The organism is Nocardioides sp. GCM10028917 (genome assembly GCF_042666175.1).
Lineage (GTDB): Bacteria > Actinomycetota > Actinomycetes > Propionibacteriales > Nocardioidaceae > Nocardioides.
This window is the reverse complement of the sequence record NZ_JBHTFL010000008.1, coordinates 12907-37899: the sequence shown is the minus strand read 5'-3', so window position 1 is coordinate 37899 and position 24993 is coordinate 12907. Positions and strand designations below refer to the sequence as shown.

The 24993-nt window shown below is 72.3% G+C and carries 26 protein-coding genes; 16 read left to right on the top strand and 10 right to left on the bottom strand.

The genetic code is table 11. The annotated features are described in order from the left end of the window. Positions 1–78: 78 nt before the first annotated feature. Together ACFQW6_RS16610 and ACFQW6_RS16605 are read right to left on the bottom strand one after the other, a co-directional pair. Complete coding sequence (locus tag ACFQW6_RS16610) at positions 79–1023, bottom strand: hypothetical protein (RefSeq protein ID WP_378547773.1); 945 nt, start codon at positions 1021–1023, stop codon at positions 79–81. After that, the gene (locus tag ACFQW6_RS16605; RefSeq protein WP_378547770.1) at positions 1020–1982 is read right to left on the bottom strand and encodes a phosphotransferase family protein; all 963 of its coding nucleotides are present in this window, start codon (positions 1980–1982) and stop codon (positions 1020–1022) included. Before ACFQW6_RS16605 ends, ACFQW6_RS16610 begins: the two co-directional genes overlap by 4 nt. 83 nt (positions 1983–2065) lie before the next feature. Here ACFQW6_RS16605 and ACFQW6_RS16600 point away from each other — a divergent pair, with 83 nt between their 5' ends. Beyond that, positions 2066–2596 (top strand): GNAT family N-acetyltransferase, encoded by a 531-nt coding sequence (locus tag ACFQW6_RS16600; RefSeq protein WP_378547767.1) that lies wholly within the window; start codon positions 2066–2068, stop codon positions 2594–2596. Here ACFQW6_RS16600 and ACFQW6_RS16595 read toward each other — a convergent pair. Further along, positions 2572–3534 carry a DMT family transporter gene (locus ACFQW6_RS16595; protein ID WP_378547764.1) on the bottom strand — a complete coding sequence of 321 codons (963 nt, stop codon included), beginning with the start codon at positions 3532–3534 and terminating at the stop codon, positions 2572–2574. The two genes, ACFQW6_RS16600 and ACFQW6_RS16595, sit on opposite strands and share 25 nt — an antisense overlap. Positions 3535–3687: 153 nt before the next feature. Between ACFQW6_RS16595 and lepA the strand changes: the two genes are divergently transcribed. Next, entirely contained in the window at positions 3688–5562 is a 1875-nt protein-coding gene (gene lepA, locus ACFQW6_RS16590; protein ID WP_378547761.1) for a translation elongation factor 4, read from the top strand. Then, positions 5559–6068, top strand: a complete 510-nt coding sequence (locus tag ACFQW6_RS16585) for a HutD family protein (protein WP_378547758.1) — start codon at positions 5559–5561, stop codon at positions 6066–6068. Before lepA ends, ACFQW6_RS16585 begins: the two co-directional genes overlap by 4 nt. Here the strand turns inward: ACFQW6_RS16585 and ACFQW6_RS16580 are convergent. Continuing rightward, positions 6061–6657, bottom strand: coding sequence for a maleylpyruvate isomerase family mycothiol-dependent enzyme (locus tag ACFQW6_RS16580; protein WP_378547755.1), 597 nt, complete (start codon positions 6655–6657; stop codon positions 6061–6063). The two genes, ACFQW6_RS16585 and ACFQW6_RS16580, sit on opposite strands and share 8 nt — an antisense overlap. A gap of 51 nt (positions 6658–6708) precedes the next feature. Between ACFQW6_RS16580 and ACFQW6_RS16575 the strand changes: the two genes are divergently transcribed. Continuing rightward, on the top strand, positions 6709–7557 hold the full coding sequence (locus ACFQW6_RS16575; RefSeq protein ID WP_378547752.1) for a helix-turn-helix domain-containing protein: 849 nt from the start codon (positions 6709–6711) through the stop codon (positions 7555–7557). On the opposite strand, the gene ACFQW6_RS16570 is transcribed toward ACFQW6_RS16575, so the two are convergent. Both ACFQW6_RS16570 and ACFQW6_RS16565 read right to left on the bottom strand, forming a co-directional pair. Next, a complete protein-coding gene (locus tag ACFQW6_RS16570) occupies positions 7538–8629 on the bottom strand; it encodes a winged helix DNA-binding domain-containing protein (RefSeq protein ID WP_378547749.1) in 1092 nt (363 codons plus the stop codon). The two genes, ACFQW6_RS16575 and ACFQW6_RS16570, sit on opposite strands and share 20 nt — an antisense overlap. A 3-nt stretch (positions 8630–8632) precedes the next feature. Further along, on the bottom strand, positions 8633–9085 hold the full coding sequence (locus tag ACFQW6_RS16565; RefSeq protein ID WP_378547746.1) for an XdhC family protein: 453 nt from the start codon (positions 9083–9085) through the stop codon (positions 8633–8635). Positions 9086–9164: 79 nt separating this feature from the next. Here ACFQW6_RS16565 and ACFQW6_RS16560 point away from each other — a divergent pair, with 79 nt between their 5' ends. The 3 genes from ACFQW6_RS16560 to hemW all read left to right on the top strand — a co-directional run bounded on the left by ACFQW6_RS16560 (position 9165) and on the right by hemW (position 13360). Further along, positions 9165–10097: an aminoglycoside phosphotransferase family protein gene (locus ACFQW6_RS16560; protein ID WP_378547743.1), complete on the top strand. Its 933-nt coding sequence runs from the start codon at positions 9165–9167 to the stop codon at positions 10095–10097. A 147-nt stretch (positions 10098–10244) separates the two neighbouring features. Further along, the gene (locus ACFQW6_RS16555) at positions 10245–12071 is read left to right on the top strand and encodes an AMP-dependent synthetase/ligase (RefSeq protein WP_378547740.1); all 1827 of its coding nucleotides are present in this window, start codon (positions 10245–10247) and stop codon (positions 12069–12071) included. Positions 12072–12142: 71 nt separating this feature from the next. Then, a complete protein-coding gene (gene hemW, locus ACFQW6_RS16550) occupies positions 12143–13360 on the top strand; it encodes a radical SAM family heme chaperone HemW (RefSeq protein WP_378547737.1) in 1218 nt (405 codons plus the stop codon). Positions 13361–13697: 337 nt separating this feature from the next. Here the strand turns inward: hemW and ACFQW6_RS16545 are convergent, their stop codons facing one another. The 3 genes from ACFQW6_RS16545 to ACFQW6_RS16535 form a co-directional block, all read right to left on the bottom strand. Next, positions 13698–14543: a DUF3097 domain-containing protein gene (locus ACFQW6_RS16545; RefSeq protein WP_378547734.1), complete on the bottom strand. Its 846-nt coding sequence runs from the start codon at positions 14541–14543 to the stop codon at positions 13698–13700. Between the two features lie 115 nt (positions 14544–14658). After that, entirely contained in the window at positions 14659–15036 is a 378-nt protein-coding gene (locus tag ACFQW6_RS16540) for a hypothetical protein (RefSeq protein WP_378547731.1), read from the bottom strand. 66 nt (positions 15037–15102) lie between these two features. After that, complete coding sequence (locus ACFQW6_RS16535) at positions 15103–15966, bottom strand: MBL fold metallo-hydrolase (protein ID WP_378547728.1); 864 nt, start codon at positions 15964–15966, stop codon at positions 15103–15105. An 83-nt stretch (positions 15967–16049) separates the two neighbouring features. On the opposite strand from ACFQW6_RS16535, the gene hrcA reads away from it, so the two are divergent. From hrcA to ACFQW6_RS16520, 3 genes are read left to right on the top strand one after another with little or no spacing between them, the layout of a single operon-like run. Further along, on the top strand, positions 16050–17072 hold the full coding sequence (gene hrcA / locus ACFQW6_RS16530; RefSeq protein WP_378547725.1) for a heat-inducible transcriptional repressor HrcA: 1023 nt from the start codon (positions 16050–16052) through the stop codon (positions 17070–17072). Then, positions 17069–18238: a molecular chaperone DnaJ gene (gene dnaJ, locus ACFQW6_RS16525; RefSeq protein WP_378547722.1), complete on the top strand. Its 1170-nt coding sequence runs from the start codon at positions 17069–17071 to the stop codon at positions 18236–18238. Before hrcA ends, dnaJ begins: the two co-directional genes overlap by 4 nt. A gap of 6 nt (positions 18239–18244) precedes the next feature. Continuing rightward, positions 18245–18985 carry a 16S rRNA (uracil(1498)-N(3))-methyltransferase gene (locus ACFQW6_RS16520; RefSeq protein ID WP_378547719.1) on the top strand — a complete coding sequence of 247 codons (741 nt, stop codon included), beginning with the start codon at positions 18245–18247 and terminating at the stop codon, positions 18983–18985. Positions 18986–18993: 8 nt separating this feature from the next. Here the strand turns inward: ACFQW6_RS16520 and ACFQW6_RS16515 are convergent, their stop codons facing one another. Continuing rightward, positions 18994–19989, bottom strand: coding sequence for a Gmad2 immunoglobulin-like domain-containing protein (locus ACFQW6_RS16515; RefSeq protein ID WP_378547716.1), 996 nt, complete (start codon positions 19987–19989; stop codon positions 18994–18996). Between the two features lie 74 nt (positions 19990–20063). Here ACFQW6_RS16515 and ACFQW6_RS16510 point away from each other — a divergent pair, with 74 nt between their 5' ends. The 6 genes from ACFQW6_RS16510 to ACFQW6_RS16485 all read left to right on the top strand — a co-directional run bounded on the left by ACFQW6_RS16510 (position 20064) and on the right by ACFQW6_RS16485 (position 24951). Then, positions 20064–20417 (top strand): HIT domain-containing protein, encoded by a 354-nt coding sequence (locus tag ACFQW6_RS16510; RefSeq protein ID WP_378547713.1) that lies wholly within the window; start codon positions 20064–20066, stop codon positions 20415–20417. A gap of 6 nt (positions 20418–20423) precedes the next feature. Further along, positions 20424–21662 carry a hypothetical protein gene (locus ACFQW6_RS16505; protein ID WP_378547710.1) on the top strand — a complete coding sequence of 413 codons (1239 nt, stop codon included), beginning with the start codon at positions 20424–20426 and terminating at the stop codon, positions 21660–21662. A 107-nt stretch (positions 21663–21769) separates the two neighbouring features. Beyond that, complete coding sequence (locus ACFQW6_RS16500; protein ID WP_378547707.1) at positions 21770–22798, top strand: PhoH family protein; 1029 nt, start codon at positions 21770–21772, stop codon at positions 22796–22798. Beyond that, on the top strand, positions 22795–23256 hold the full coding sequence (gene ybeY, locus ACFQW6_RS16495; RefSeq protein WP_378547704.1) for an rRNA maturation RNase YbeY: 462 nt from the start codon (positions 22795–22797) through the stop codon (positions 23254–23256). Before ACFQW6_RS16500 ends, ybeY begins: the two co-directional genes overlap by 4 nt. A 1-nt stretch (position 23257) precedes the next feature. Next, positions 23258–24574 carry a hemolysin family protein gene (locus tag ACFQW6_RS16490; protein ID WP_378547701.1) on the top strand — a complete coding sequence of 439 codons (1317 nt, stop codon included), beginning with the start codon at positions 23258–23260 and terminating at the stop codon, positions 24572–24574. A 35-nt stretch (positions 24575–24609) separates the two neighbouring features. Next, the gene (locus tag ACFQW6_RS16485; protein WP_378547698.1) at positions 24610–24951 is read left to right on the top strand and encodes a cytidine deaminase; all 342 of its coding nucleotides are present in this window, start codon (positions 24610–24612) and stop codon (positions 24949–24951) included. Positions 24952–24993: the final 42 nt, after the last annotated feature.

The following is a 24993-nucleotide window of genomic DNA, read 5'->3' as shown; positions in this document are numbered from 1 at the left end:
CACTACCGTCACGCCTCGTGGGCGCCCAAATCGCGTGCAGCGCCGACGGAGCGTCGTCCGACGTACGTCGAGCAGCGCTCAGCGCCCGCTGCGTCGGGCCACCGCCTCCAGCATCCTCCTCGACTCCCGGACACGGAAATCGTTGAGGGTGGGCAGGTTGACATCGACCGCGACCACCGACCGCACCGCGAGGTGCGCTCCGAACCCGGCGAGGAAGGCCGTGACCGCGTCGTCGCCGGCCTCGCACAACGCGGGAGACGCGGCGATCGAGTCGTCGAACCACTCCTCGTCGACCCGTTCGAGCCTGGCGAGGAGCGGGTCCGCCCACCCGGGCCCTCGCGCTGCCGTGCCCCAGTCGACGAACACGACCTCGCCTCCCGGACGCCTCAGCAGGTTGTCGACGCGGATGTCCCAGTGCGCGACGTGCGCCATGGGCCGCTTGGCGTGCTCGCGCAGCACGTCGGCCCAGCCATGGGGATCGGTGCGGAGCCAGCCGGGGACGGGCGCCCGCGCGGGTGCGTCCGCCAGGGTGTGGAGGCAGTCCGCCCACTTGTCGAACACGGAAGCCGCGTCCACCAGGTCGACCGATGCCGGGACCTCACGCTCCTGCAGGACCGTGGAGAGCCGATCCGTGCCGGCCAGCACGGCTGCGAGCTCGTCGGGGTGCGTGAAGTCGGGATGACGCCCCTCGACGTCCTCGATGAGCAGCGCGACCCACGACCCGTCGTCGTACGACGCCAGCAGCCGAGCCCAGAGCTCGTGATGGCCGAGGTGGTCCAGCACGCCGATCTCGCGGCGGAACAGCCGGGGGGTGTCGGGGTTGAGCTCAGCCCCCACGGCCTTGACGAAGCCGCGGGTGCCGTCGGCGCACCTCAGCCGTGTTGCGCATCCCGGCGACATCCCGCCGACCTGCTCGGCCGTCCCGACCACCGGGGAGCCGAGCTGGTCCTCGACCCAGGAGCGGACCGCGGCGGGGACGGCGTCGTAGGTGAGCCGTACGCCGACCGCGCGCGGGGCGGTCACGCCCAGCGCCGCCGTTCCGCCAGCCAGTCCCAGCACACCTCGCCCTGCCAGCGCTGGTGGTCGCGGATGTGCGGCGACGTCGGCGGCACGGGCAGCTCGCACTGGGTGAAGAAGTAGCCCACGTAGAGGGCGAGGTTGATGTCGAACGCCTCCGGGTCGATGTCGCGCAGCAGCCGGCGCTCGGCGATGACCGCGTCGACGTCGATGCCCTCGCCGCGCGGGCCGATGAGCGCGGCGAACGAGTCGAACCACGCGGCGCCGCGCACCGGCCAGTTCCAGTCGCACACCAGCGCCCGGCCCTCGGGATCGAGCAGCACGTTGTCGGAGCGGATGTCGGTGTGGACCAGGGTGTCGCCGCCGACCACCTCGGCGTAGCGCCGCGCCAGCGCCTCGGCCTCGGCCAGCTGCCCGGCGTCGAGGTCCGTACGCCGCTCGCGGAGCGCCGGCCAGCCCTCGAGGAGCGGGGCGAAGTCGTCGGCCGCGGTGTCGAGGTGCAGCCCGGGCGGGGGCGGGGTCAGCACGTCGGCCACCACCTCGAGCGAGTCGAGCAGCGCATCGAGGTCCTGGGCCTGCCACGGCCGGCGCGGCGGCCGCGCGGCGACGTACTCGATGCCGAGCACCACCCAGTCGTCGTCGAGGTGCCACAGCAGTCTCGGGGCCGGCACGCCCTCCGGCAGGGCGGCGAGCTTGCGCGCCTCCTCGCGGTAGGAGTCGGCGAACATCCGCTGCGCCTTGGTCGAGGCCGCCTTCACGAAGTGGCGCGACCCGTCCTCGCAGACCAGCACGGAGGCGAACCCGGGGGTGAAGCCACTCGTCTGGGAGATCGCCGACACGACGGGGGAGCCGCACCTGCGCTCGATCCACGCCCGCAGGTGGGGCGGGAGGAAGGCCCACTCGAGCCGGCGGGCGGTCCGGTCGTGCGGAGCGGGGTAGGGGGCGATCGAGGTGGAACGGGCCATGGGCGCATCCTCCACCACGCTGCCGGTGCTCACGACCGGATATCGGGTGGAGGCAGGAGCGGGTGACCCGGAAGACTGGCGCCATGCCCGAGCTCGTCCTGCCGACCACCACCGTCCGCGAGTCGTTCCTCGAGGCGATGGACGAGTTCGTCGCCGAGGGCGCAGAGCACAGCCAGACGGCCGCGTGGATCGAGCACAACGCGCCCGGCTGGAAGCATCCCGACGCCTTCGCGGCCTTCGTGGAGGCGGTCAGGGCCGATGCGCTCGCCGAGACGCCGCGGCCGCAGTGGCACGTGCCGTGCACGACGCTGTGGTGGGTCGACGGCGAGGACTACCTCGGCCGCATCGCCATCCGCCACGAGCTCAACGACTTCCTCCTCGACGTGGGCGGGCACATCGGGTACGACGTGCGCCCGACCCGGAGGCGCGAGGGCCACGCGACCGCGATGCTGCGGCACGCCCTGCCGTGGGCGCTCGGCCTCGGGATCGACCCGGCCCTGGTCACCTGCGACGACGACAACGTCGGCTCGGTCCGCGTCATCGAGGCCGCCGGCGGCGTGCTGGAGGACGTGCGCGGGGTGAAGCGGCGCTACTGGGTGCCGACCACGTCCTGAGGATCCTGCTGAGGCCCACGCGGAGGCCCCTGCTGAGGCCCTTGGGCGGGCACTGGCGTACGCCGGGTGCGGGTGGCCGCACCGACGCCGACCACCGCGACGACGAGGCCGACGAGCTGGGTGGGCGTCAGGGTCTCGTCGAGCACCAGCCACGCGAGCACGGCCGTCACCGGCGGGCTGAGGAAGAACAGGCTGGCCGCCGCGCCCGAGCCGCCGCGCAGGACGAGCAGGGCCAGCAGGACCAGGCCGACGATCGAGTTGACGACCGCCAGGAAGAGCACGGACACGACTGCCTGCGAGGTGTCCGTCACCGGCCAGGCGCCCTCGGTGGTCCAGCCGAGCACGAGCAGCGGGGGAGCGGACACGGCGAACTGCGCCGCCGCCGACCACAGCAGGTCGGGCTGCGCGCCGATCCAGCGCTGGCCGAGGGTGCCGAGGCTGAGCGTGAGCATGCTCAGGCAGCCGACCAGCACGGCGACCGGGCCGCCGGCGTGGCCGAGGTCGGCGCCCAGGACCAGCAGCACCCCCACGACGCCGGCGGCGAAGCCGGCGACCTGGAGTGCCGAGACCCGCTCCCCGAGGAGCACGGCCGCCAGCAGCGCGGTCAGCACCGGGCTCAGCGCGTGAAGGAGCGAGGCCAACGTCGCGCCGAGCCCCAGGTCGAACGCGACGTACATCAGGCCGAACTGGACGGCGTTCATCACGAAGCCGACGGCCGCGACCCGGCCCAACGTGCCGCGGTCCATCCTGGTCGGCCGGCGCACCGCAAGAGCCAGGCCGCCAGCGAGGAGGGCCGCCAGGACGAAGCGCCAGCCGAGCACCGTGAACGGCGCCGCCGCGTGGACCGCCGCCGGCCCGGAGATGTAGCCGGACGACCAGATCAGCACGAAGGCCGCCGCCGGCACGAGCGGGAGGCTCGTTCCGCTCCGCGAGGTCACCGCTGCACGCTAGCGTCCGGACATGGAGGCACCGGCACCGGTCAGGCGGTCGGTGCCGCGCGCGCTGCGACGGGGCGTCGGCGCCGGTTCGGTGCGGCACGACCCGCGTGGAAGAATGACCCGATCCCGCCGTCGTACCCCTGAAAGCAGTCCGTGAGCCTCACCAACGCACCGAAGCCAGGCTCGACCGACCCGTCGATCATCCGCAACTTCTGCATCATCGCGCACATCGACCACGGGAAGTCGACGCTGGCCGACCGGATGCTCCAGCTCACCGGGGTCGTCGACGAGCGGGCGTCGCGCGCGCAGTACCTCGACCGGATGGACATCGAGCGCGAGCGCGGCATCACGATCAAGTCGCAGGCCGTGCGGATGCCGTGGACCGTCCCGGCCGGCAACGCCGAGGACGCCGAGCCCGGCACCTACGTCCTCAACATGATCGACACCCCGGGCCACGTCGACTTCACCTACGAGGTGTCCCGCTCGCTCGAGGCGTGCGAGGCGGCGGTCCTGCTGGTCGACGCCGCCCAAGGCATCGAGGCGCAGACCCTCGCCAACCTCTACCTCGCGATGGGCGCCGACCTCCACATCATCCCGGTGCTCAACAAGATCGACCTCCCGAGCGCCAACGTCGAGAAGTACGCCGCCGAGCTCGCCGGCCTGGTCGGCTGCGAGCCGGAGGAGGTGCTCCTCACCAGCGCCAAGACCGGCGTGGGCGTCGAGGCGCTCCTCAACGAGATCGTGAAGCAGACCCCGCCCCCGGTGGGCGACGCGGACGCTCCGGCCCGCGCCCTGATCTTCGACTCCGTCTACGACACCTACCGCGGCGTCGTGACCTACGTCCGCGTCGTCGACGGCAAGCTCAGCCACCGTGACCGCATCAAGATGATGTCGACCAACGCCGTGCACGAGATGCTCGAGGTCGGCGTGATCAGCCCCGAGCCCGTCAAGGCCGGCGAGATCGGCGTCGGCGAGGTCGGCTACCTGATCACCGGCGTGAAGGACGTGCGCCAGTCGCGGGTCGGTGACACGGTCACCTCCCAGCACCACGGCGCCACGGAGTCGCTCGGCGGCTACAAGCACCCCAACCCCATGGTCTACGCCGGGCTCTACCCGATCGACGGCGACGACTACCCGACGCTGCGCGACGCGCTCGAGAAGCTCCAGCTCAACGACGCGGCGCTGACCTACGAGCCGGAGACCTCCGGCGCGCTCGGCTTCGGCTTCCGCTGCGGCTTCCTCGGCCTGCTCCACATGGAGATCACCCGTGACCGGCTCGAGCGCGAGTTCACCCTCGACCTGATCTCGACCGCACCCAACGTCGTCTACGAGGTCCTCCTCGACGACGGCACCGAGGTCGAGGTGACCAACCCGAGCGAGTACCCCGACGGCAAGGTCGCCGAGGTCCGCGAGCCCGTCGTGAAGGCGACGATCCTCGCGCCGTCCGACTACATCGGCACGATCATGGAGCTGTGCCAGCTCAAGCGCGGCAACCTCCAGGGGATGGACTACCTCTCCGAGGACCGCGTCGAGATGCGCTACACGCTGCCTATGGGCGAGATCGTCTTCGACTTCTTCGACCAGCTGAAGTCGCGCACCAAGGGCTACGCCTCGCTCGACTACGAGCGCTCCGGCGAGCAGGCCGCCGACCTCGTCAAGGTCGACATCCTGCTCCAGGGCGAGCCGGTCGACGCGTTCAGCGCGATCGTGCACCGCGACGCGGCCTACTCCTACGGCGTGATGATGGCCGGCAAGCTCAAGGACCTCATCCCGCGCCAGCAGTTCGAGGTGCCGATCCAGGCCGCCATCGGCGCACGCGTCATCGCCCGCGAGACGATCCGCGCCATCCGCAAGGACGTCCTGGCCAAGTGCTACGGCGGCGACATCAGCCGCAAGCGCAAGCTGCTCGAGAAGCAGAAGGCCGGCAAGAAGCGGATGAAAAACATCGGCTCCGTCGAGGTGCCGCCGGAGGCCTTCGTCGCCGCGCTCGCCACCACGCAGCCGGCGGAGAAGTCCGGCAAGAAGTGACTGTCGTCCGTGCCGCCGACGTGCGGCCCCGGCCGTGGGCCAACGGGGGCGGCACGACCCGCGAGCTCGCGGTCGCCGACGACGGTGCGTGGCGGGTCAGCCTGGCCGACGTCGACCGCGACGGCCCGTTCTCGACGTTCGCCGGCCGGCAGCGGCTGCTGACCCTCGTCGAGGGACCGGTGCTCGACCTGCAGGTGGACGGTGACGCGCACGTCGTCGAGCCGCAGCGTCCGTTCGCCTTCCCGGGTGACGCGATCACCGTGGCGTCCGTACCGGAGGGGCCCGTGCGCGTGCTGAACGTCGTCGTCGACCCGGGCGTCGTCCGGCCCTACGTCACCGTGCTCGAGCTGGGCCGCTCCTCGACCTTCCCGCTGGGCGTCGACCAGGCGGCGTACGTCGTCTCCGGCGCGCGCGACGGTCTCGAGACCGGCAGCCTCGTGCTGGGTCCCGGCGAGGTGGGCGGCCGGTGCACGGTCGCGGTCGTCACCCTCGAACGCGTCAGCTGACCGGCGGACGCCAGCCCGGGTCGCGGCCGAGCCGCGCCAGCAGCCGGTCGGTGACCGAGGCGTCCGGGCCGACCTCGACGGCGTCCGCGCAGACGCCCTCCGAGTGCAGGGCCGGGCCCCAGCCGTCGGCCGTGGCGTGCAGGTCGGCGGCCTCGGCGTCGCTGACCGACCACTCCTGACCGGTCGCGCGGGCGACGTCGGAGCCGTGCACCACGAGGTCCCAGCCGTAGAAGTCAGCCACCGTGGCGGCGATCGTCGTACGGCCGAAGAAGCCGTCGTACTCCCGCGCGGCCACCCCGTCGGCCGCCAGCACCGACGTGACGTGCGCGCGCTGGACCCGCCACGCGGCCGCCGGGTCGGCGAGGTCCGGCGGCGGACCTGCGTCGAGGTCCTGCCGGGCGAGGAAGTCACGCTGGGTCTGGACCACGTGACCGACGACGTCGCGGGCGGTCCAGTCCTCGCACGGCGACGGCACGTCCCAGCCGCCGCCGGAGGGACCGACCGCGTCCACCACCTGGGTGAACCGGTCGGCGCGCTGCTGGAAGAGGGCGAGATGGCGGTCGGTGCCTGAGGTCGTCGTCTGCGTCATGCGACCACTCTCGTCCGCGCGGTGTCGGCGGTACTTGTGATAATCCGACACATGACCAGCCGGACCGGGGCAAGCGGCCCGCACCGGGTGGACCCGATCGACCGGGCCCACCTGACGGGCGTGAGCCGACCCTCCCCGCCGATCCACCGCTACGGCCCCAGCGAGCACCTCGTCGACCTGGTCGAGCGCTACTGGATCCCCGTGTGGTCGCTGGCCGAGCCGTCCACCCAGTCGACGCTCCAGCACCCGGTCTGCCTGGTGGTCGTCAGTGACACCTACGCCCGGTTCTACGGCGTCACCCGCGGCCGCTCGAGCGTCACGCTGGAGGGCGACGGCTGGGCAGTCGGCACGATGCTCAGCCCGGCCGCCGGTCGCCTGGTGCTCGGACGGTCGGTCGCCGAGGTCACCGACGCCTGGGTCGAGCTGGGCGACCTCGTCGCCGACCCGGCCGTCGTCGCCGGCGTTCGCTCTGCGATGGACGACGACCCTCACGACCCCGCCGCCCACCTCGCGGCGATCGGCCACGTCGAGTCGTGGCTGGCGACCCACCTGCCCGTCGACGCGCCCGGGCTGCTGGTCAACCGGCTCGTCGCGTGGCTGGGCGACCACCCGGAGGTCACCCGGGTCGACGAGCTGGCGCGCGAGGCGGGGCTGTCCGAGCGCAGCCTCCAGCGGCTGGTCGAGCAGCGCATCGGGCTGAGCCCGAAGTGGCTCCTGCAGCGACGCCGGCTGCACGACGCGGTCGAGGCGCTCAAGGCGGGCCGCGGCACCCTCGCCGAGGTGGCCGCCGACCTGGGCTATGCCGACCAGGCCCACTTCACCCACGACTTCCGCACGGTCACCGGCATGACGCCGGGGGAGTACCTCAAGGACCAGCCGGTCAGGTCGCCTCGCGGCTGAGCGTCACCTCGGTGACCGTGATGCCGAGCGCCGACTCGAGGGCGGCGACGGGCTCGTCTAGCTCGGCCTTGCGCGGCCGCCTCGTCCGCGCGAACCAGATGACCTCGAGCGGTCGGCGCCTCGCAGAGCCGGTGGCTCGCCAGAACCCGGTGATCCGCCCGTCGACGAGCAGCGGCGGCAGCAGCATCCCGTTGGACTCGTTCCACAGCCGCCGGTGGTGCTCCGACGTCGCGAACCGGTCGCGGGCCTTCGAGTCGTAGCCGCACAGCAGGGCGTCGAACTCCGGCAGCAGGCGCACCCCCGGGAGGTCGCGCGGGGGTGGAGCGTCCGGCAGGTCGACGTACGCCCTGCCGTCCGGTCCGTCCTGCTCGACGACGTCCAGGCCGGCGAGTCCCTCGTCGACGGCCTTCAGCGGCACCCCTGCCCACCACGCGACGTCCTGCCGCGACGAGGGTCCGTGGGCGCGCAGGTGGAGCCGTACGACGTCAGCCAGCGTGGCCGGCCCGGTGCGGTCGAACGTGCCGTAGACCGGCTTGCCCTGCCCCTCCCAGCGGTCGCCCGAGGCCGGTCTGCGGACCAGGCCGCCGTGGGCGAAGCCCAGGTAGCGACCCGGACCGGCGGCGGCGGCGTCGAGGGAGGCGGGAGCATGGCGGGAGAGCCAGTCGTCGACGTGGGCGCGGAGCTCGTCGGGGGTGCGCCACTCGCGGGCGAACGCCTCGACCGAGGCCCACAGGTCGGCGATCTGCGCGTCACTGATGCCGAGCGTCCGGGCCCACCGCTGGTGCTGTCCGACCCGGGTGGCCACGGCGAGCACGGTGTAGGCCTCGGGCGTCGCGGTGTGGACGGTGCCGCGGATCGTGCTGCCGCGGACGATCTCGCTCGCGTCGTAGGCCGCCGTGATCTCGGCGTGGGTCACTCCGGGGAAGCGCGCGCCGAGGCCGATGAACGCCGACCGGGCCGTCTGCGTCTGCAGGTCGCCGATCGCGCGCACCCGCTCCGCCACCGTGCCCGGGTCGTCGGGGAACTGCCGGGCCAGCGACGCGGCCGCCAGGTCGTCCCAGCCGAGACCCATCGCTCAGCCGCGCATCGGGCCGCCGTGGCGGCCGTAGGACTCGGCGACGATCTCGGCCACCACCGACAGGGCGATCTCGCCCGGTGCCTTGCCGCCCAGGTCGTGCCCTGCCGGCACGTGCAGCGTGGACACGTCGACCCCCTCCGCGGCGAGGTCGTCGAGGAGCCCGGCCGCGCGGCCCCGGCTGGCCATCATCGCGACGTAGGAGGCGTCCGAGGCGAGAGCGGCCCGCAGCACGGCGGGCGCGTCGGGAGCGTCGTGGTCGCACAGGACCACGGCGTCACCGGGGAGCGGGTCGAGGCCGGGCCCGCCGTCGTCCGCCGGCTCGACGACCACGGTGCGCCCGGCCGTGGACGCGATGGCGGCGATCGACCGCGAGATCGGGTTGTCGCTGAGGACCAGGATCCGGCCGTGCCGGACGTCGTCCTCCGACCACGGCTGCTGGCGGTTGCTCATGCGCGTGCTCGCTTCGCTCCGTGCGCGCATGAGGCACATGTCGCGCTGTCCTTGTGCCGGCCAGCCTAGGCTCGCGGGCATGCCGGTCACCATCCCTGCGGGGCTGCTCGCCCAGCGGGTGCTCGGTGAGGACTGGGGGCGCTGGCTCGACCGGCTGCCGCGACTCGCCTCCGACCTGCTCGACGACTGGCGGCTCCGGCCGACCGGCACGTCCCTGCACGGCCTCTGCTCGCTGGTGCTGCCGGTCGTCGACGCCGACGGCACGGCCGGTGCGCTGAAGGTCGGCTTCGACGGCGACGACGAGTCGCTCCACGAAGGCCTCGCGCTGCAGCACTGGGGCGGCAGGGGCGCCGTACGGCTCCAGCGGGCCGACCCGCGTCGACGCGCGCTGCTGCTGGACTGGCTGCCCGGGCCGGACCTCGGCGACTCCTGGGACGTCGAGGCCTGCGAGGTGGTCGGCGGGCTCTACGGGCGGCTCCACATCCCGGCGATGCCGCAGCTGGTCGGGGTCTCGTCGTACGTCGAGCGGGGGCTGCGGGAGCTCGGCGAGCTGGGCCGCGACCTCCCGGTCCCGCGCCGCTACGTCGAGCAGGCCCTGTCGCTCGGCCCCGACCTGATCGCCGACGACGGAGCGACCGTCGTGGTGCACGGCGACCTCCACTACGCCAACGTGATGGCCGACGACGCGGGGGAGTGGCGGGCCATCGACCCCAAGCCGATGGCCGGCGACCCGCACTACGAGCCGGCGCCGATGCTCTGGAACCGGATGGACGAGCTCAGCGGTCCGGGCGCGGTCGGGTCGGTGCGCGACGGCCTGCGCCGGCGCTTCCACGCCCTGGTCGACGCGGCCGGCCTCGACGAGGGGCGCGCCCGCGACTGGGTGGTCGTGCGGATGGTGCTCAACGCGGGCTGGGCGGTGCAGGACGCGCAACGCGTCGGTCGTCGTCTGACCTCGGAGGAGCAGGACTGGATCACGCGCTGCATCGCCGTCACCAAGGCCGTGCAGGACTGACCAAGGTCGGAAATCGCCCGTCTCATGGACATTCGCCGCGTTTACTACCGCTGGGTAAACCCCGTGATCTAGGTTACAGCCCAAGTCAGCAGCACGCCCCGCTGTGTGGTGCCCTCGCGCCACGCTCCACGAATGAGTAGGTAACAGATGCCGACCACCATCGACACGGCCTTCCTCGACACGATGCCGCCCAACGTCGCCGTCCAGTTCTTCGACCGCGTCACGGCGACCCCTGACGCCGAGGCCTTCCGCTTCCCCCGCGGCGAGGCGTGGGAGTCCGTCACCTGGAAGCAGGCCGGCGACAAGGTCGAGGCGCTCGCTGCGGGTCTGATCGCGCTGGGCGTCGAGCCCGAGCAGCGCGTCGGCATCGCGTCCGGCACGCGCTATGAGTGGATCCTCGCGGACCTCGCGGTCATGTGCGCCGCCGGTGCCACCACCACGGTCTACCCGACCACCAACGCCGAGGACACCGTCTACATCCTGGGCGACTCCGAGAGCCGCGTCGTCTTCGCCGAGGACGACGAGCAGGTCGCCAAGCTCACCGCGCACCGCTCCGAGCTGCCCCACGTGATGAAGGTCATCACCTTCGAGGGCGCGTCCGACGGCGACTGGGTGATCTCCCTGGAGGACCTCGCCGCGCTGGGCGCGGAGCGGCTCGCCGAGCAGCCCGACGTGGTGCGTACGACGTCGCAGGCGATCCGTCCCGACCAGCTGGCCACCCTCATCTACACCTCCGGCACCACCGGCCGACCGAAGGGCGTGCGGCTCCGCCATTCCTCGTGGGTCTACGAGGGCGAGGCGATCCGCGCCCAGGGCATCCTGGGCCCCGACGACCTCGAGTTCCGCTGGCTGCCGATGGCCCACTCCTTCGGCAAGGTGCTGATGTCGACCCAGATGGCCTGCGGGTTCGCCGCGGCGATCGACGGCCGCGTCGAGAAGATCGTCGACAACCTGGGCGTCGTGAAGCCGACGTTCATGGGTGCCGCTCCGCGCATCTTCGAGAAGGCCCACGGCCGCATCGTCACCATGCAGGCCGCCGAGGGCGGCGCCAAGGAGAAGATCTTCAAGAAGGCCTTCGACGTCGGCCTCGAGGTCGAGCGCCGCAAGCGCGAGGGCAAGTCGGTGCCGATCGGCCTCAAGGTGCAGCACGGGCTGTTCGACAAGCTCGTCTTCTCCAAGATCCGTGACCGCTTCGGTGGCAACGTCCGCTTCTTCATCTCCGGTGCCGCGGCGCTCAACCGCGACATCGCGGAGTGGTTCGGCGTCGCCGGCATCAAGATCCTCGAGGGCTACGGCCTCACCGAGACCTCGGCGGGCTCCTTCGTCAACCACCCCGACCGCAACAAGTTCGGCACGGTGGGCCCGGTCTTCCCCGGCAGCGAGGTCAAGCTCGGCGACAACGACGAGATCATGATCAAGGGTCCCGGCGTGATGGACGGCTACCACAACCTGCCCGAGGAGACGGCCAAGACGCTGACCTCCGACGGCTGGTTGCACACCGGCGACAAGGGCGCCGTCGACGAGGACGGCCACCTGGTCATCACCGGCCGCATCAAGGAGCTCTTCAAGACCTCCGGCGGCAAGTACATCGCCCCGCCGGCGATCGAGTCGAAGTTCAAGGCCGTGTGCCCCTACGCCAGCCAGTTCATGGTGTTCGGCGACCAGCGCAACTACTGCGTCGCGCTGGTCACCCTCGACCCCGACGCGATGGCGGGCTGGGCCGAGGAGAACGGCATGGGCGGCAGGTCCTACACCGAGATCGTGCAGTCCGACGAGGTGCAGAAGATGGTCGGCGGCTACATCGACGAGCTCAACAGCCACCTCAACCGCTGGGAGACCATCAAGAAGTGGCAGCTCCTCGACCACGACCTGACGATCGAGTCGGGAGAGCTGACGCCGTCGATGAAGGTCAAGCGCAACGTGGTGCAGGAGAACAACCAGGCGCTCATCGAGAAGATGTACGCCGAGGGCTGAGCCGACGGACGGGTGCCGGTGGGGGACCACTGGCACCCGTTCGCACGTCGGGCACGTGGTTGGATACCGGCGTGTCCCCCGCCCAGCCCGACGGTGACGTCGCCCCCGAGGACGGTCTGCTCCCCGACGAGGCGTGGGCCCAGTTCGGCAGCAAGCCCTTCGGCCTCTACGTGCACGTGCCGTTCTGCTCGGTGCGGTGCGGCTACTGCGACTTCAACACCTACACGGCCCAGGAGCTCGGAGACGAGGTCGGCGCCAGCCGGTCGTCGTACGCCGAGGCGGCGATCCGGGAGATCCGCTTCGCGCGCCAGGTGCTCGGCCACCGCGACGTCCCCATCGAGACGATCTTCTTCGGCGGTGGCACGCCGACGCTGCTCAAGGCCGCCGACCTCGGAGCCATCGTGGCCAGCGCAGCGGCGGAGTTCGGGCTCGTCCACGACGTGGAGATCACGACCGAGGCCAATCCCGACAGCGTCGCCGCCTGGGACCTCGAGGAGCTGCGCACCGCCGGGTTCAACCGGATCAGCTTCGGCATGCAGTCCGCCGTCGACCACGTGCTCCGCACGCTCGACCGCACCCACGACCCGATGCGCGTGCCCGCGGTCGTCGACTGGGCCCGGCAGGCCGGCTTCGACGACGTCAGCCTCGACCTCATCTACGGCACGCCGGGGGAGTCGCTCGCCGACTGGGAGACCTCGGTCGACGTCGCCCTGGGCTGCCGGCCCGACCACGTCTCGGCCTACTCCCTCATCGTCGAGGACGGCACCGCGATGGGCCGGCAGGTCAAGCGCGGCGAGCTGCCGATGCCCGACGAGGACGACCTCGCCGACAAGTACCACCTCGTCGACGAGAAGCTCTCCTCCGCCGGGATGAGCTGGTACGAGGTGTCCAACTGGGCGACGTCGCCCGACCACTGGTGCCGCCACAACCTCCTCTACTGGACCGGCGGCCACTGGTGGGGCGTCGGCCCCGGCGCGCACTCCCACGTCGGCGGGGTGCGCTGGTGGAACGTCAAGCACCCGGCGGCGTACGCCCAGCGGCTCGCCACCGGCGTCTCACCCGCCCTGGCGCGCGAGGTCCTGGGCTACCACGATCAGCGGGTCGAGCGGATCCTGCTGGAGATCCGGCTCGTCGAGGGGCTCCCCGTCACCGCCCTTGAGGCCACCGGCCGCTCCCACGTCGCCCGCCTCGTCGCCGACGGACTCGTCGAGCTCGCCACCGAGCGCCTCGTGCTCACCCAGCGCGGCCGGCTCCTCGCCGACGCGATCGTGCGCGACCTGGTGGATTAGCGCTGTGTTCTCTTGCGCCTCCGCTTCGCTTCGGCGCGTGTCGCGGCGCTCGTGACCCGCTCGTTCGTCGTCGTTGTCGCGACCTCCCCCGCTTCGCTCCTCCGGCCGCGACCCTCCTCCTGCACTCCCGGGCGCGCCGCGACGAAACACCGGCTCCCGATCAGCGGCACCAGTGCACGCCTTGACCCGCAGGTCATCCATGGGTGGTGTCGTCCGCGTCGCGGCGGCGCCTGCAGGAGGAGGGCTGCGTCCGGAGGAGCGCAGCGGGGGAGGGCGTAGCAACGACGACGAAGGCGTCGCCTCACAGCGACGCGGACACGCGAGCGCAGCGAGCCGTTCAGCCAGTCGTGAAGTCGATGAGCTCCTCGACCCGGCCGAGGAGCGCGGGCTCGAGGTCGGCGAAGGAGGAGACCCTGCCGAGGATGTGCTTCCAGGCGCGGGCGATGTCGGCCTGGTCGCGGTGCGGCCAGCCGAGCTGCTGGCAGGTGCCGGTCTTCCAGTCGATGCCCTTGGGGACGTGGGGCCAGCGCGGGATGCCGAGGCGGTCGGGCTTGACCGCCTGCCAGATGTCGATGAACGGGTGGCCGACCACCAGGACGTGCTTGCCGATGGGCGATCGGGCGATGCCCTGCGCGATGCGCGCCTCCTTCGACCCGGCGACCAGGTGGTCGACCAGGACGCCGACGCGGCGCTGCGGGCCGGGCTTGAAGTCGCGAAGGTGCTCGGCGAGGTCGTCGACGCCGCCGAGGTACTCGACGACCACGCCCTCGATCCGCAGGTCGTCGCCCCAGACCTTCTCGACGAGCTCGGCGTCGTGCCGGCCCTCGACGAAGATGCGGCTGGCGCGGGCGACGCGGGCGCGTGCGTTGGGCACCGCGACCGATCCGGACGCCGTACGCGTGGGGGCGGCGGGTGCACCGGTCCGCACGGGACGGGTGAGGATCACCGGCCTGCCCTCGAGCAGGAAGCCGGGGCCGAGCGGGAACGTCCGCCGCTTGCCGCGCCGGTCCTCCAGCGTGAGCGTGTCGATGTCGCGGTCGACGGCGACGACCTCGCCGCACCAGTCGGTGGTGACCTCCTCGACGACCATCCCGATCTCGGTCGGCACCTCCGTGGCGCGACCGTTCCTCGGCACACGCCAGTCGCCGGAGAGGACGTCGGTTCCGTAGCGATCCTGGGGCACCGCTCCACGTTAGGCGCCGACCGGCCCGCCGGCCCGGTGGCACGCCGTGCGTCCCGGATCACACCCACGACGAACGTGCCCGCGAACCGCCGGGCTGCTGGGGGCTGCCGGGGACTCAGCCCCCGGTGATGCCGCTTCCCTCGGCACCGTCGCCGCTGTTGGCGTCGGCGCCCTCGTCGGAGCCGCCCGACTGGTCGGGCGCCTGGCTCGCGCCGTCGTCGTTGCCCAGGCCCTCCTGGGTGGCGTCCATCTCGAGCTCCTCGCGGCTCTTGGTGCTCTCGTCATCGGGGTCGAGGGGCTCGGCCAGCGGGTTGTCCTCGCCGGGCTGCAGGTCCTCGGGCAGCTGGTCGTCGGAGATGCCGCTCAGGGAGGCGCCGTCGGGCGAGGTCGTGCCGCCGGAGTGGTCGGAGTCAGCAGGACTGGTGCCGCTGCCCGCCTTGGGCGTGTCGGTCGACTCCGTGTTGTCGGTCTGGGACTCGCTGTTCTCGGTCATGCACCAGTCCTACTGGGCCGGGTACCGCGAGACCAGCCCCCGTGGGGTGTGGGCCCGGACGGGCGACTAGATGAGGGGGAGCCGCTTCTGGCTCCGGGGGAGGTGCTCGTAGCCCAGGCGGACGGCGCTCCCGAGCCGCTCGCGCTCCCACGGCCACTCGCCGGCGGCGAGGGCCTCGGACTGCGGCACCCCGCGCGAGGCGAGGTCGCGGATGGTCTCGGCGATCACGCCGAGCTCCGTGCGCTGGTCCTGCACGAACTCCTTGTCGATCACCTTCCCGTGCCCCGGCACGACGACGGTCGTGTCGGTCATCAGGCCGAGGACCAGGTCGAGGGTCAACGGCCACTCCAGCGGCCAGGAGTCGTCCCCGATGAACGGGGGGTCGGACTCCTCGACCAGGTCGCCGCCCAGCAGCACGTCGGCGTCCGGCACGCGGACGACGAGGTCGCCGGCCGTGTGCCCACGCCCGGGGTGGATCAGCTCGACCGCCCGGTCGCCCAGGTCGAGCTGCACGGCGGACGAGAAGGTGCGAGTGGGGAGGCGGAGCGTGGTCGCGAGGATCTCGTCGCGCCGCGGGTGGGCGGTGTCCTGCTCGTACTTCTCGAACGTGTGCGCCGAGGACACCTCCATGTGCTCGGCCGCCCAGTCCGTCGCGTGGATCGGCATGTCGCCGAACTGCTCGACCATCGTCGCGTTCCCGAAGTGGTGGTCCCAGTGCTCGTGCGTGTTGACCAGGCCGGTCAGCGGACCCGCGCCGAGGCGGCGTACGTCATCGGCGACGATCCGCGCCTCGGCGGCCGACCCGTGCGTGTCGACCATCAGCAGGCCGTCGGACCCGCCGACCAGCGTGATGTTGACGTGCATCCAGTCGTAGTGCGCGACCCACACGCGCGGGGCGACCTCGGTGAACCGAGGGGTGTCGTCGGGCATGACCGCGAGCCTACGGACTGCTAGTAGTCTTGGCACTCCGGGCGAACGAGTGCCAGAAACGCGACGCGCAGAGGAGTGGCTCGATGGTCGACGACCGCAAGCTCGACGTGCTCCGCGCGATCGTGGAGGACTACGTCGCGACGGAGGAGCCCGTCGGCTCCAAGGCGCTCGTCGAGCGGCACGGCCTGGGTGTCTCACCGGCGACGGTCCGCAACGACATGGCCGCGCTCGAGGACGAGGGCTACATCCACCAGCCCCACACCAGCGCGGGGCGCGTCCCCACCGACAAGGGCTACCGGCTCTTCGTCGACAAGCTCGCCACGCTCAAGCCGATGAGCGCCGCGGAGCGCCGGGCGATCGCGACGCTGCTCGACGGGGCGGTCGACCTCGACGACGTCGTGCAGCGCTCGGTCCGCCTCCTCAGCCAGCTCACCCGCCAGGTCGCGATCGTGCAGTACCCGACGCTCTCGCGCTCGACGGTCCGCCACATCGAGCTGGTGTCGCTCACGCCGACCCGGGTGATGGTGATCCTCATCCTCAGCACCGGTCGGGTGGAGCAGCGCCTCGTCGAGCTGGACGCGCCCGTGGTCGACAGCGACCTCGCCGAGCTGCGCGTCGCGGTCAACCAGGCCAGCGGCGGCGTGCAGATCGCGGAGGCCGCCGCCGCGCTCGGCGACCTGCCCGACGGCGTACGCCCCGAGCAGGCCGACTCCGCCCGCGCGATCGTGGGCGTGCTCACCGAGGCGATGTCCGACCACCGCAGCGACGAGCGGGTCGCGGTGGGCGGCACCGCCAACCTCGCCCGCTACGGCGACTTCGACACCGCCGTCCGACCTCTCCTCGAGGCGCTGGAGGAGCACGTCGTGCTGCTCAAGCTGCTGGGGGAGTCGGGGACCGATGCCCTGACGGTGCGCATCGGCCACGAAGGCCCCTACTCCGCGCTCGCGGCCACCAGCGTCGTGGCCACCGGCTACGGCCCGCAGGAGTTCCACCTCGGCTCCCTGGGCGTCGTCGGCCCCACCCGCATGGACTACCCCGGATCCATGGCAGCCGTGCGCGCGGTCGCGCGCTACGTCTCCCGGATCCTCGATGAAGGAAACCAGTGACACAGGACCCCTACGACATCCTCGGCGTCTCGCGTGACGCGAGCGCCGACGACATCAAGAAGGCCTACCGCAAGCTCGCGCGGCAGCTGCACCCCGACGTCAACCCCGACCCGGAGACGCAGGAGCGGTTCAAGGACGTCTCGCGTGCCTACGAGGTGCTGAGCGACCCGGGCAAGCGTGCAGCCTACGACCGTGGCGGCGACGCCTTCAGCCAGGGCTTCGGCGGTGCCGGGCAGGGCTTCAGCTTCACCGACATCATGGACGCGTTCTTCGGTGGCGGTGCCGCCGGCGGCGCGCAGACCCGTGGCCCGCGATCGCGTGCCCGGCGCGGCCAGGACGCGCTGATCCGGCTCGACGTCGAGCTCGCCGAGGCCGCCTTCGGCGTCACCCGCGACCTCAAGGTCGACACCGCGCTGCGCTGCGAGGCGTGCGAGGGCCAGGGCACCGCCCCCGGCACCTCGCCGACCACCTGCGAGACCTGCCACGGCCAGGGCGAGGTCGCCGTGGTCCAGCGGTCGTTCCTCGGCGAGATCCGCACGCTGCGCCCGTGCGCGGCCTGCCGGGGCTATGGCTCGATCATCCCGGACCCCTGCCGTGAGTGCTCGGGCGACGGCCGGGTGCGCTCGCGCCGCACCCTGACGGTCAAGATCCCCGCCGGTGTCGACCACGGCACCCGCGTCCAGCTCACCGGGCAGGGCGAGGTCGGCCCCGGCGGCGGCCCGGCCGGCGACCTCTACGTCGAGATCCACGTCGAGCCGCACCCCACCTTCACCCGCCACGGCAACGACCTCCACACCACCATCTCGCTGCCGATGTCGGCGGCCGCCCTCGGCACCCAGCTCACGCTGCCGCTGCTCGAGGCCGACCTGCCCGCGTCGTCCGACGAGTCCTCGGAGACGGTGACGACGTACGACCTCGACATCCGCCCCGGCACGCAGTCGGGCAGCGAGCAGGTGGTCCGCGGCTTCGGCGTGCCGAGCCTGCGCGGCGGTCGCGGCGACCTCGTCGTCAGCATCGCCGTGGAGACCCCCACCCGCCTCGACCCTCGCCAGGAGGAGCTGCTGCGCGAGCTCGCGGCGATCCGTGGCGAGGAGCAGCCCGACGGCAAGAACGAGGCGCCGCACAAGTCGATGTTCGGTCGGCTCCGCGACGCCTTCCAGGGCTGAGCCGGGGTGTCGCTCCCGGTCCACCTCGTCGAGTCCCTGGACGGAGCGGCGCCCGGCACGCGAATCGAGGTGACGGGCGACGAGGCGCACCACGCGGTCGCGGTACGACGCCTCCGCGAGGGCGAGCAGGTCGTCCTCACCGACGGCCGCGGCACCTCGGCCACGGGGTCGGTGACGTCGACGGGCAAGCGGGTCTTCTCGGTCACGGTCGAGTCCGTTGCGCAGGAGCCCCGCCCGGAGCCGGCCATCACCGTCGTGCAGGCCCTGCCCAAGGGGGAGCGCGGCGAGCTCGCGGTCGAGGTCCTCACCGAGGTCGGCGTCGACCGCATCGTGCCGTGGGCGGCGTCGCGCTCGGTGGCGGTGTGGAAGGGCGAGCGAGCGACGAAGTCCCACGCGAAGTGGCAGGCCACCGCCCGCGAGGCCGCCAAGCAGTCGCGCCGCTCGTGGCTGCCGACGGTCGCCCCGCTGGCCTCGACCGCAGACCTCGCGGCCCTCGTCGCCGAGGCCGACCTCGCGTTGGTGCTGCACGAGGACGCCACCCTGCCGCTCGGCGCGCTGGAGGTCCCCGAAGCAGGCCGGATCGTGCTCGTGGTGGGACCGGAGGGCGGCATCAGCCCCGACGAGCTGGCGGCGCTGGGCGACGCCGGCGCCCACGTCGTACGCCTGGGTGCGGAGGTGCTGCGCACGTCCACCGCCGGTGTCGTCGCGGTCGCCGCGGTGCTGGCCCGCACGTCGCGCTGGGCCTGACGGCGTGGCTACTGCACCGTGATCGTCTTGGTGTCGACGGCCGGGCCGGGGCCCTCGGTGCCGCCCGTGGGGTCGTCGGTCTCGCAGCGCACGACCACCTCGCCGGTGATCCCGTCGAGCGGGAGCGAGGCCTCGAAGGGGAAGAGCCGGTTGCCCATCCACGCCTCGGACTGGTAGCCACCGCCGACGAGCTCCTCCTCGCCGCGGAAGATCCCGCACGGTCCCGCCGCCTCGAACGAGTTGGCGACACCGGTGATCTCGAGGGTGTCGCCGCTGACGGTGTCGCCCTCGGCGGGAGAGGTGATGTTGACGAGGTTGAGGGTGCGCAGCGCCCCGGCCGCCTCGAACGGCGTCCCGGTCGGCAGCCCGAAGAGCGGTGCGCCGCCCTCACGCTGCACCTGCACCGGCACGCGCTCCTGCTGCACGCCCTGGAGCGTGTACACGAGCTGCTGGACGGCGAGCCTGGCGTCGCGCCTCGACATGCCGTCGGGGCGCTCGGTGAACCCGTCGGAGGGGATCTCGACCAGGAGGACCCCGTCGGTGGCCTGCACCGAGGTGATCTCCACGCCGGGCCAGAGGGTGCGGTAGTCCGGGTCGACGGGCTGGCCACCCCCGGCGACGAGGCGGGCGGCGTCGGTCAGCGGATCGCCCTCGACGCGCTGGAACTCGCGGAACAGGACGGTGCGTCCGCCGGGGCCGTCGCCGGCGAAGTAGACCGGGACCGCGGTGCCGGACGCCGCAGGGTCGGACGGGGTCTCCGACGCGGACTCGGACGCCGCAGCCGACTCGGTCGGGGACGCGGGGTCGGACTCCTGCCCGGACCCGGACCCGGGCTCCGAGGGCTGCGGGTCCTCGGTGGCCGTGCCCGTGTCGTCCGAGACGGGCGTCGGGTCGTCGCTGCAACCGGCGAGGGCCAGGCTGCTCGCCACCACGACGGCCGCGGCGCCCGCCCAGCGTCGTACGGCGCGGGCGCGGACCGGTCGAGAGGTGGTGGGGAAGGTCATGCGCGCCACGGTAGTGCGAGGCGCGGCTGCCGCTTCCGGTCCCACGCCGTGCCGCCAGAGCCTAGGCTGGCGCCATGAGCGAGACGGCCCCCGACTGCATCTTCTGCAAGATCGTCGGCGGCGAGGTCCCGGCCGACGTCCTCGGCCGCAACGACCACGCCGTCTCGATCAAGGACCTCAACCCGCAGGCGCCGTTCCACGCGCTGGTCATCACGGTGGACCACCACGACAACGCCGCCGCCTCCGCGGCCGCCGACCCGGCCAGCGTCGGCCACCTGGTCGCCCTGGCCGACGAGGTCGCCCGCGGCTCCGGCAACGCCGACTACCGGCTCGTCTTCAACACCGGTGCGGGCGCCGGCCAGACGGTGTTCCACACGCACCTCCACGTGCTCGGCGGCTCGTCGCGCATGTCCGAGACGTTGGTCTGAGCCGCCATGTCCCGCACCCGTCGCGTGCTCGCAGCGGTTCTCACCACCGGGCTCCTTGCCCTGTCCGCCTGCAGCGGTGGCGACGGCGCGAGTGACGCCGACCAGACCGCCACCCTGCCTGCGGACTCCCCGACGAGCGCGCCAACGGCGGACGCCGAGGAGGCCGGGCAGTCCGCACAGACCGGGCAGAACGGCCACAGCGGCCACGACGCCGAGCCGGCGACGTCGCGACGGCTGCGCGCGGGGGAGACCCGCACGACGATCGCCATGCCGGGCGCCTACACGCCGTCGGCGCCCTACGGCACCGGCACCGACGACTACCGGTGCTTCCTGCTCGACCCCGAGCTCGACGAGGACACCTGGCTCACCGGCACGCAGGTGCTGCCCGGCAACCCCGACGTCGTGCACCACGTGATCCTGTTCCAGGTCCCGCCGCAGCAGGTCGCCGCCGCCGAGGCGAAGGACGCCGCGGAGGAGGACGAGGGCTGGACCTGCTTCGGCGGCACCGGGCTCGATCGCTTCCAGAACGTCGACCGGTCCTCGTGGATCGGCGCGTGGGCCCCGGGCGGCAAGGAGTCGGTCACCAAGCCCGGCTACGGCGTACGCCTGCGCAAGGGCAGCCGGATCGTGATGCAGGTCCACTACAACCTGCTCGCCGGCCAGCAGCCCGACACCTCCGCAGCCCAGCTGCGCCTCGCGCCCGGCACGCGCGACTACGAGGCGCTGAGCACGATGCTGCTGCCCGCGCCCGTGGAGCTGCCGTGCCGGCCGAAGCACTCCGACGGAGAGCTGTGCGACCGCGACGCGTCCGTCGCCGACGTCAAGGAACGCTTCGGTGCGGAGGGCAACACCGCCGACCTCCTCCACCTCCTGTGCGGCGGCGAGCCGCGCGCCGGCGAGGTGCAGTCGTGCGTGCGCACCCTCGGCGAGCCGATCACCATCCACGGGGTGGCCGGTCACATGCACCTGCTCGGCCGCTCCCTCAAGATCGAGGTCAACCCGGGCACCCCGCAGGCGCGGACGATCCTGGACATCCCCGTCTGGGACTTCGACGACCAGGGCAGCCGCCCGATCGACCCGATCCGGCTCGAGCCGTTCCAGCAGGTCGAGGTGACCTGTCGACACGTCCAGTGGCTGCGCGACAAGCTGCCCTCCTTCGAGGGCCAGCCCGACCGCTACGTCGTGTGGGGCGAGGGCACGACCGACGAGATGTGCCTCGGGATGCTGCAGGTCACCCGCCCCTGACAGCCCCACGTGACCGCCCACCACTCGTCAGGTGGGCCGCTCGCCGGTGTCTCGGTAGCATGGTGGGGCTCTACCACCGACCCGGAAGGCCGCCCGCACGGGCATCCATGACTGCGACGAACCAGCCAGGCTCCTCCCAGGAGCGACCGACCCACACCGTGGTCGTCCCCAACAGCATCGACATGGTGTCGGTCCTGGGCCCGGGAGACGAGCACCTCCGGCTGATCGAGCGGGCCTTCGACGCCAGCGTCCACGTCCGTGGCAACCGCATCACGCTCACCGGCGAGTCGGCCGAGGTGGCCAGCGCCGAGCGGCTCCTCGACGAGATCGTGACGCTGGTCCGCACCGGCCAGGGCGTCACCGGCGAGACGGTCGAGCGGATCATCCAGATGCTGCGCACCGAGACGCAGGAGCGCCCGGCCGAGGTGCTGAGCCTCAACATCCTGTCCAACCGCGGTCGCACGATCCGGCCCAAGACGGTCAACCAGAAGCGCTACGTCGAGTCCATCGACAAGAGCACGATCACCTTCGGCATCGGCCCGGCCGGCACCGGCAAGACCTATCTCGCGATGGCGAAGGCCGTGCAGGCGCTGCAGGCCAAGGAGGTCAACCGGATCATCCTCAGCCGCCCGGCCGTCGAGGCGGGGGAGCGGCTCGGTTTCCTGCCCGGCACGCTGAGCGAGAAGATCGACCCCTACCTGCGCCCGCTCTACGACGCGCTGCACGACATGGTCGACCCCGAGACGATCCCCAAGCTGCTCGCCGCCGGCACCATCGAGGTGGCGCCGCTGGCGTTCCTGCGCGGCCGCTCGCTCAACGACTCGTTCATCATCCTCGACGAGGCGCAGAACACCACGCCCGAGCAGATGAAGATGTTCCTCACCCGTCTCGGCTTCGGCTCCCGCATCGTCGTCACCGGCGACACCAGCCAGGTGGACCTGCCGTCCGGCACGAAGTCGGGCCTCCGGGTCGTCGAGGGGATCCTCGACGGTGTCGACGACATCACCTTCTGCCGCCTCACGGGCACCGACGTGGTGCGCCACCGCCTCGTGGGTCGCATCGTGGAGGCCTACGAGGTCTTCGACGCCGACAACGAGCGCCCGGGGCCGAAGAAGACCGAGCGGAGCCCGCGGTGAGCATCGAGGTCCTCAACGAGTCGGGCCTCGACTTCGACGTACGCCGCCTCTCCCGGCTGGCGCGGTTCGTGATGGACCAGATGCGCGTGCACCCGCAGGCCGAGCTGTGCATCAAGGCGGTCGACGAGGACACCATCGCCGAGCTCAACCGCCAGTGGATGGAGAAGGAGGGCCCCACCGACGTGCTGGCCTTCCCGATGGACGAGCTGCGCCCCGGCAAGGTCAACGAGGAGCCCGAGGAGGGCGTGCTCGGCGACCTGGTCCTGGCCCCGGCGGTGGCCGAGCGGCAGGGCGCGGAGGCCGGACACGGTCGCGAGGCCGAGATCGACCTGCTGACCGTCCACGGCATCCTCCACCTCCTCGGCTACGACCACGCCGAGCCCGAGGAGCACGCCGTGATGTTCGGGTTGCAGGGCGAGCTGCTGGAGAAGTGGCGCGCGTCGGCCGAGCCTGCCTGACATGACCGCTGACATCTGGCAGCTCGGCTCGGCCGCACTGCTGGTCGTGCTCGCCGGGCTCTTCTCGGCCGCCGACGCCGCTCTCGGCGGCTTCTCGCGCGCCCGCGCGGAGGAGCTCAAGGCCGAGGGCCGTCCCGGCGCGGTGCGCCTGGTCAAGCTGCTCGACGACCCCGCCCGCTACCTCAACACCGCGCTGCTGATGCGCCTGCTGTGCGAGATCAGCGCGATCGTGCTGGTCGCGACGTGGGCGCGCGACGCCTACGAGGGCTCGCCCGTCCCGACGTTCCTCACCACGATCGGCGTGATGCTGGTCGTGTCCTTCGTCGTCATCGGCGTCGCGCCCCGCACCATCGGCCGCCAGCACGACGTACGCGTGGCGCTGGCGTCGGCGGGCCCGCTCTCCCTCGTGACGACGATCCTCGGCCCGATCCCGGCGCTGCTGATCCTCCTGGGCAACGCGATCACGCCGGGCAAGGGCTTCAGCGAGGGTCCCTTCTCGACCGAGACCGAGCTGCGCGAGCTCGTCGACCTGGCCGAGGCCGGCGCGATCATCGAGTCCGGCGAGCGCAAGATGATCCACTCCGTCTTCGAGCTCGGCGACACCATCACCCGCGAGGTGATGGTCCCGCGCCCCGACGTCGTCTACATCGAGCGCCACAAGAACATCCGCCAGACGCTGTCGCTCTTCCTGCGCAGCGGCTACTCGCGCATCCCCGTCATCGACGAGAACCTCGACGACATCGTCGGCATGGCCTACCTCAAGGACCTCGTCCGCCGCGACTTCGAGGCCCCTGACGTGGAGTTCACCCAGCGCGTCGACGAGGTGATGCGGCCGGTGCACTACGTCCCCGACTCCAAGCCCGTCGACGCCCTTCTCACCGAGCTGCAGGCCCGGCGCCAGCACATCGCGGTGGTGGTCGACGAGTACGGCGGCACCGCCGGGCTGATCACGATCGAGGACGTGCTGGAGGAGATCGTCGGCGAGATCACCGACGAGTACGACGCCGAGGAGGTCGAGGTGGAGCACCTCGAGGGCGGCGCCATTCGCGTGTCCTCGCGCTACCCGGTCGACGACCTCGACGAGCTGGTCGGCTTCGACGTGGAGGACGACGACGTCGACAGCGTCGGCGGGCTGATGGCCAAGCACCTCGGCAAGGTCCCGCTCCCCGGCTCGGTCGTGGAGTGCCACGGCCTGCGGCTGGAGGCCGAGCGCGCCACCGGTCGCCGCAACAAGATCGAGACCGTGCTGGTGACGGTGCTCGCGCCGGAGTCGGACGACGCCGCCGCCGACGCCTCGATCACGTCCGCCGGCCGCTGACGGACGTCGACCGGGCCGCTCACTAGGGTTCTCGCATGAGCAACGACGCCGTCGACCTCAGCGCCGAGGACGCCAAGCTGGTGACCCTCGCCCGAGCGACCCGGGCGCGGTCGCGCGCCGACGAGGGCGCCGCCGTGCGTGACCTCGACGGCCGCACCTACGCCGCCGCCAGCGTGCGCCTCGCGCACCTCGACCTGGCGGCGCTCGACGTGTGCGTGGCCATGGCCGTGTCGTCCGGCTCGGCCGGCCTCGAGGCCGCTGTCGTGCTGGCCGACGGCGAGCCCGCCCTCGACGCCGTACGCGACTTCGCCGGCGCGGGCGTGCCGGTGCACCTCGGCGACGCACGGGGCGCGATCGCCCGCTCGCTCGCCACCTGAGGGACCACTGGACGGCAACCTGGTCGCGCCAGCGGTCCCGGA

Bases quoted from the DNA above. Each gene is read 5' to 3' on its own strand.
- ACFQW6_RS16605 (WP_378547770.1), bottom strand. From the start codon at position 1,982: ATGGCCCGTTCCACCTCGATCGCCCCCTACCCCGCTCCGCACGACCGG.
- ACFQW6_RS16600 (WP_378547767.1), top strand. From the start codon at position 2,066: ATGCCCGAGCTCGTCCTGCCGACCACCACCGTCCGCGAGTCGTTCCTC.
- ACFQW6_RS16580 (WP_378547755.1), bottom strand. From the start codon at position 6,657: ATGACGCAGACGACGACCTCAGGCACCGACCGCCATCTCGCCCTCTTC.
- ACFQW6_RS16575 (WP_378547752.1), top strand. From the start codon at position 6,709: ATGACCAGCCGGACCGGGGCAAGCGGCCCGCACCGGGTGGACCCGATC.
- ACFQW6_RS16570 (WP_378547749.1), bottom strand. From the start codon at position 8,629: ATGGGTCTCGGCTGGGACGACCTGGCGGCCGCGTCGCTGGCCCGGCAG.
- ACFQW6_RS16565 (WP_378547746.1), bottom strand. From the start codon at position 9,085: ATGAGCAACCGCCAGCAGCCGTGGTCGGAGGACGACGTCCGGCACGGC.
- ACFQW6_RS16560 (WP_378547743.1), top strand. From the start codon at position 9,165: ATGCCGGTCACCATCCCTGCGGGGCTGCTCGCCCAGCGGGTGCTCGGT.
- ACFQW6_RS16555 (WP_378547740.1), top strand. From the start codon at position 10,245: ATGCCGACCACCATCGACACGGCCTTCCTCGACACGATGCCGCCCAAC.
- ACFQW6_RS16540 (WP_378547731.1), bottom strand. From the start codon at position 15,036: ATGACCGAGAACAGCGAGTCCCAGACCGACAACACGGAGTCGACCGAC.
- ACFQW6_RS16535 (WP_378547728.1), bottom strand. From the start codon at position 15,966: ATGCCCGACGACACCCCTCGGTTCACCGAGGTCGCCCCGCGCGTGTGG.
- hrcA (WP_378547725.1), top strand. From the start codon at position 16,050: ATGGTCGACGACCGCAAGCTCGACGTGCTCCGCGCGATCGTGGAGGAC.
- ACFQW6_RS16515 (WP_378547716.1), bottom strand. From the start codon at position 19,989: ATGACCTTCCCCACCACCTCTCGACCGGTCCGCGCCCGCGCCGTACGA.
- ACFQW6_RS16510 (WP_378547713.1), top strand. From the start codon at position 20,064: ATGAGCGAGACGGCCCCCGACTGCATCTTCTGCAAGATCGTCGGCGGC.
- ACFQW6_RS16505 (WP_378547710.1), top strand. From the start codon at position 20,424: ATGTCCCGCACCCGTCGCGTGCTCGCAGCGGTTCTCACCACCGGGCTC.
- ACFQW6_RS16500 (WP_378547707.1), top strand. From the start codon at position 21,770: ATGACTGCGACGAACCAGCCAGGCTCCTCCCAGGAGCGACCGACCCAC.
- ACFQW6_RS16490 (WP_378547701.1), top strand. From the start codon at position 23,258: ATGACCGCTGACATCTGGCAGCTCGGCTCGGCCGCACTGCTGGTCGTG.
- ACFQW6_RS16485 (WP_378547698.1), top strand. From the start codon at position 24,610: ATGAGCAACGACGCCGTCGACCTCAGCGCCGAGGACGCCAAGCTGGTG.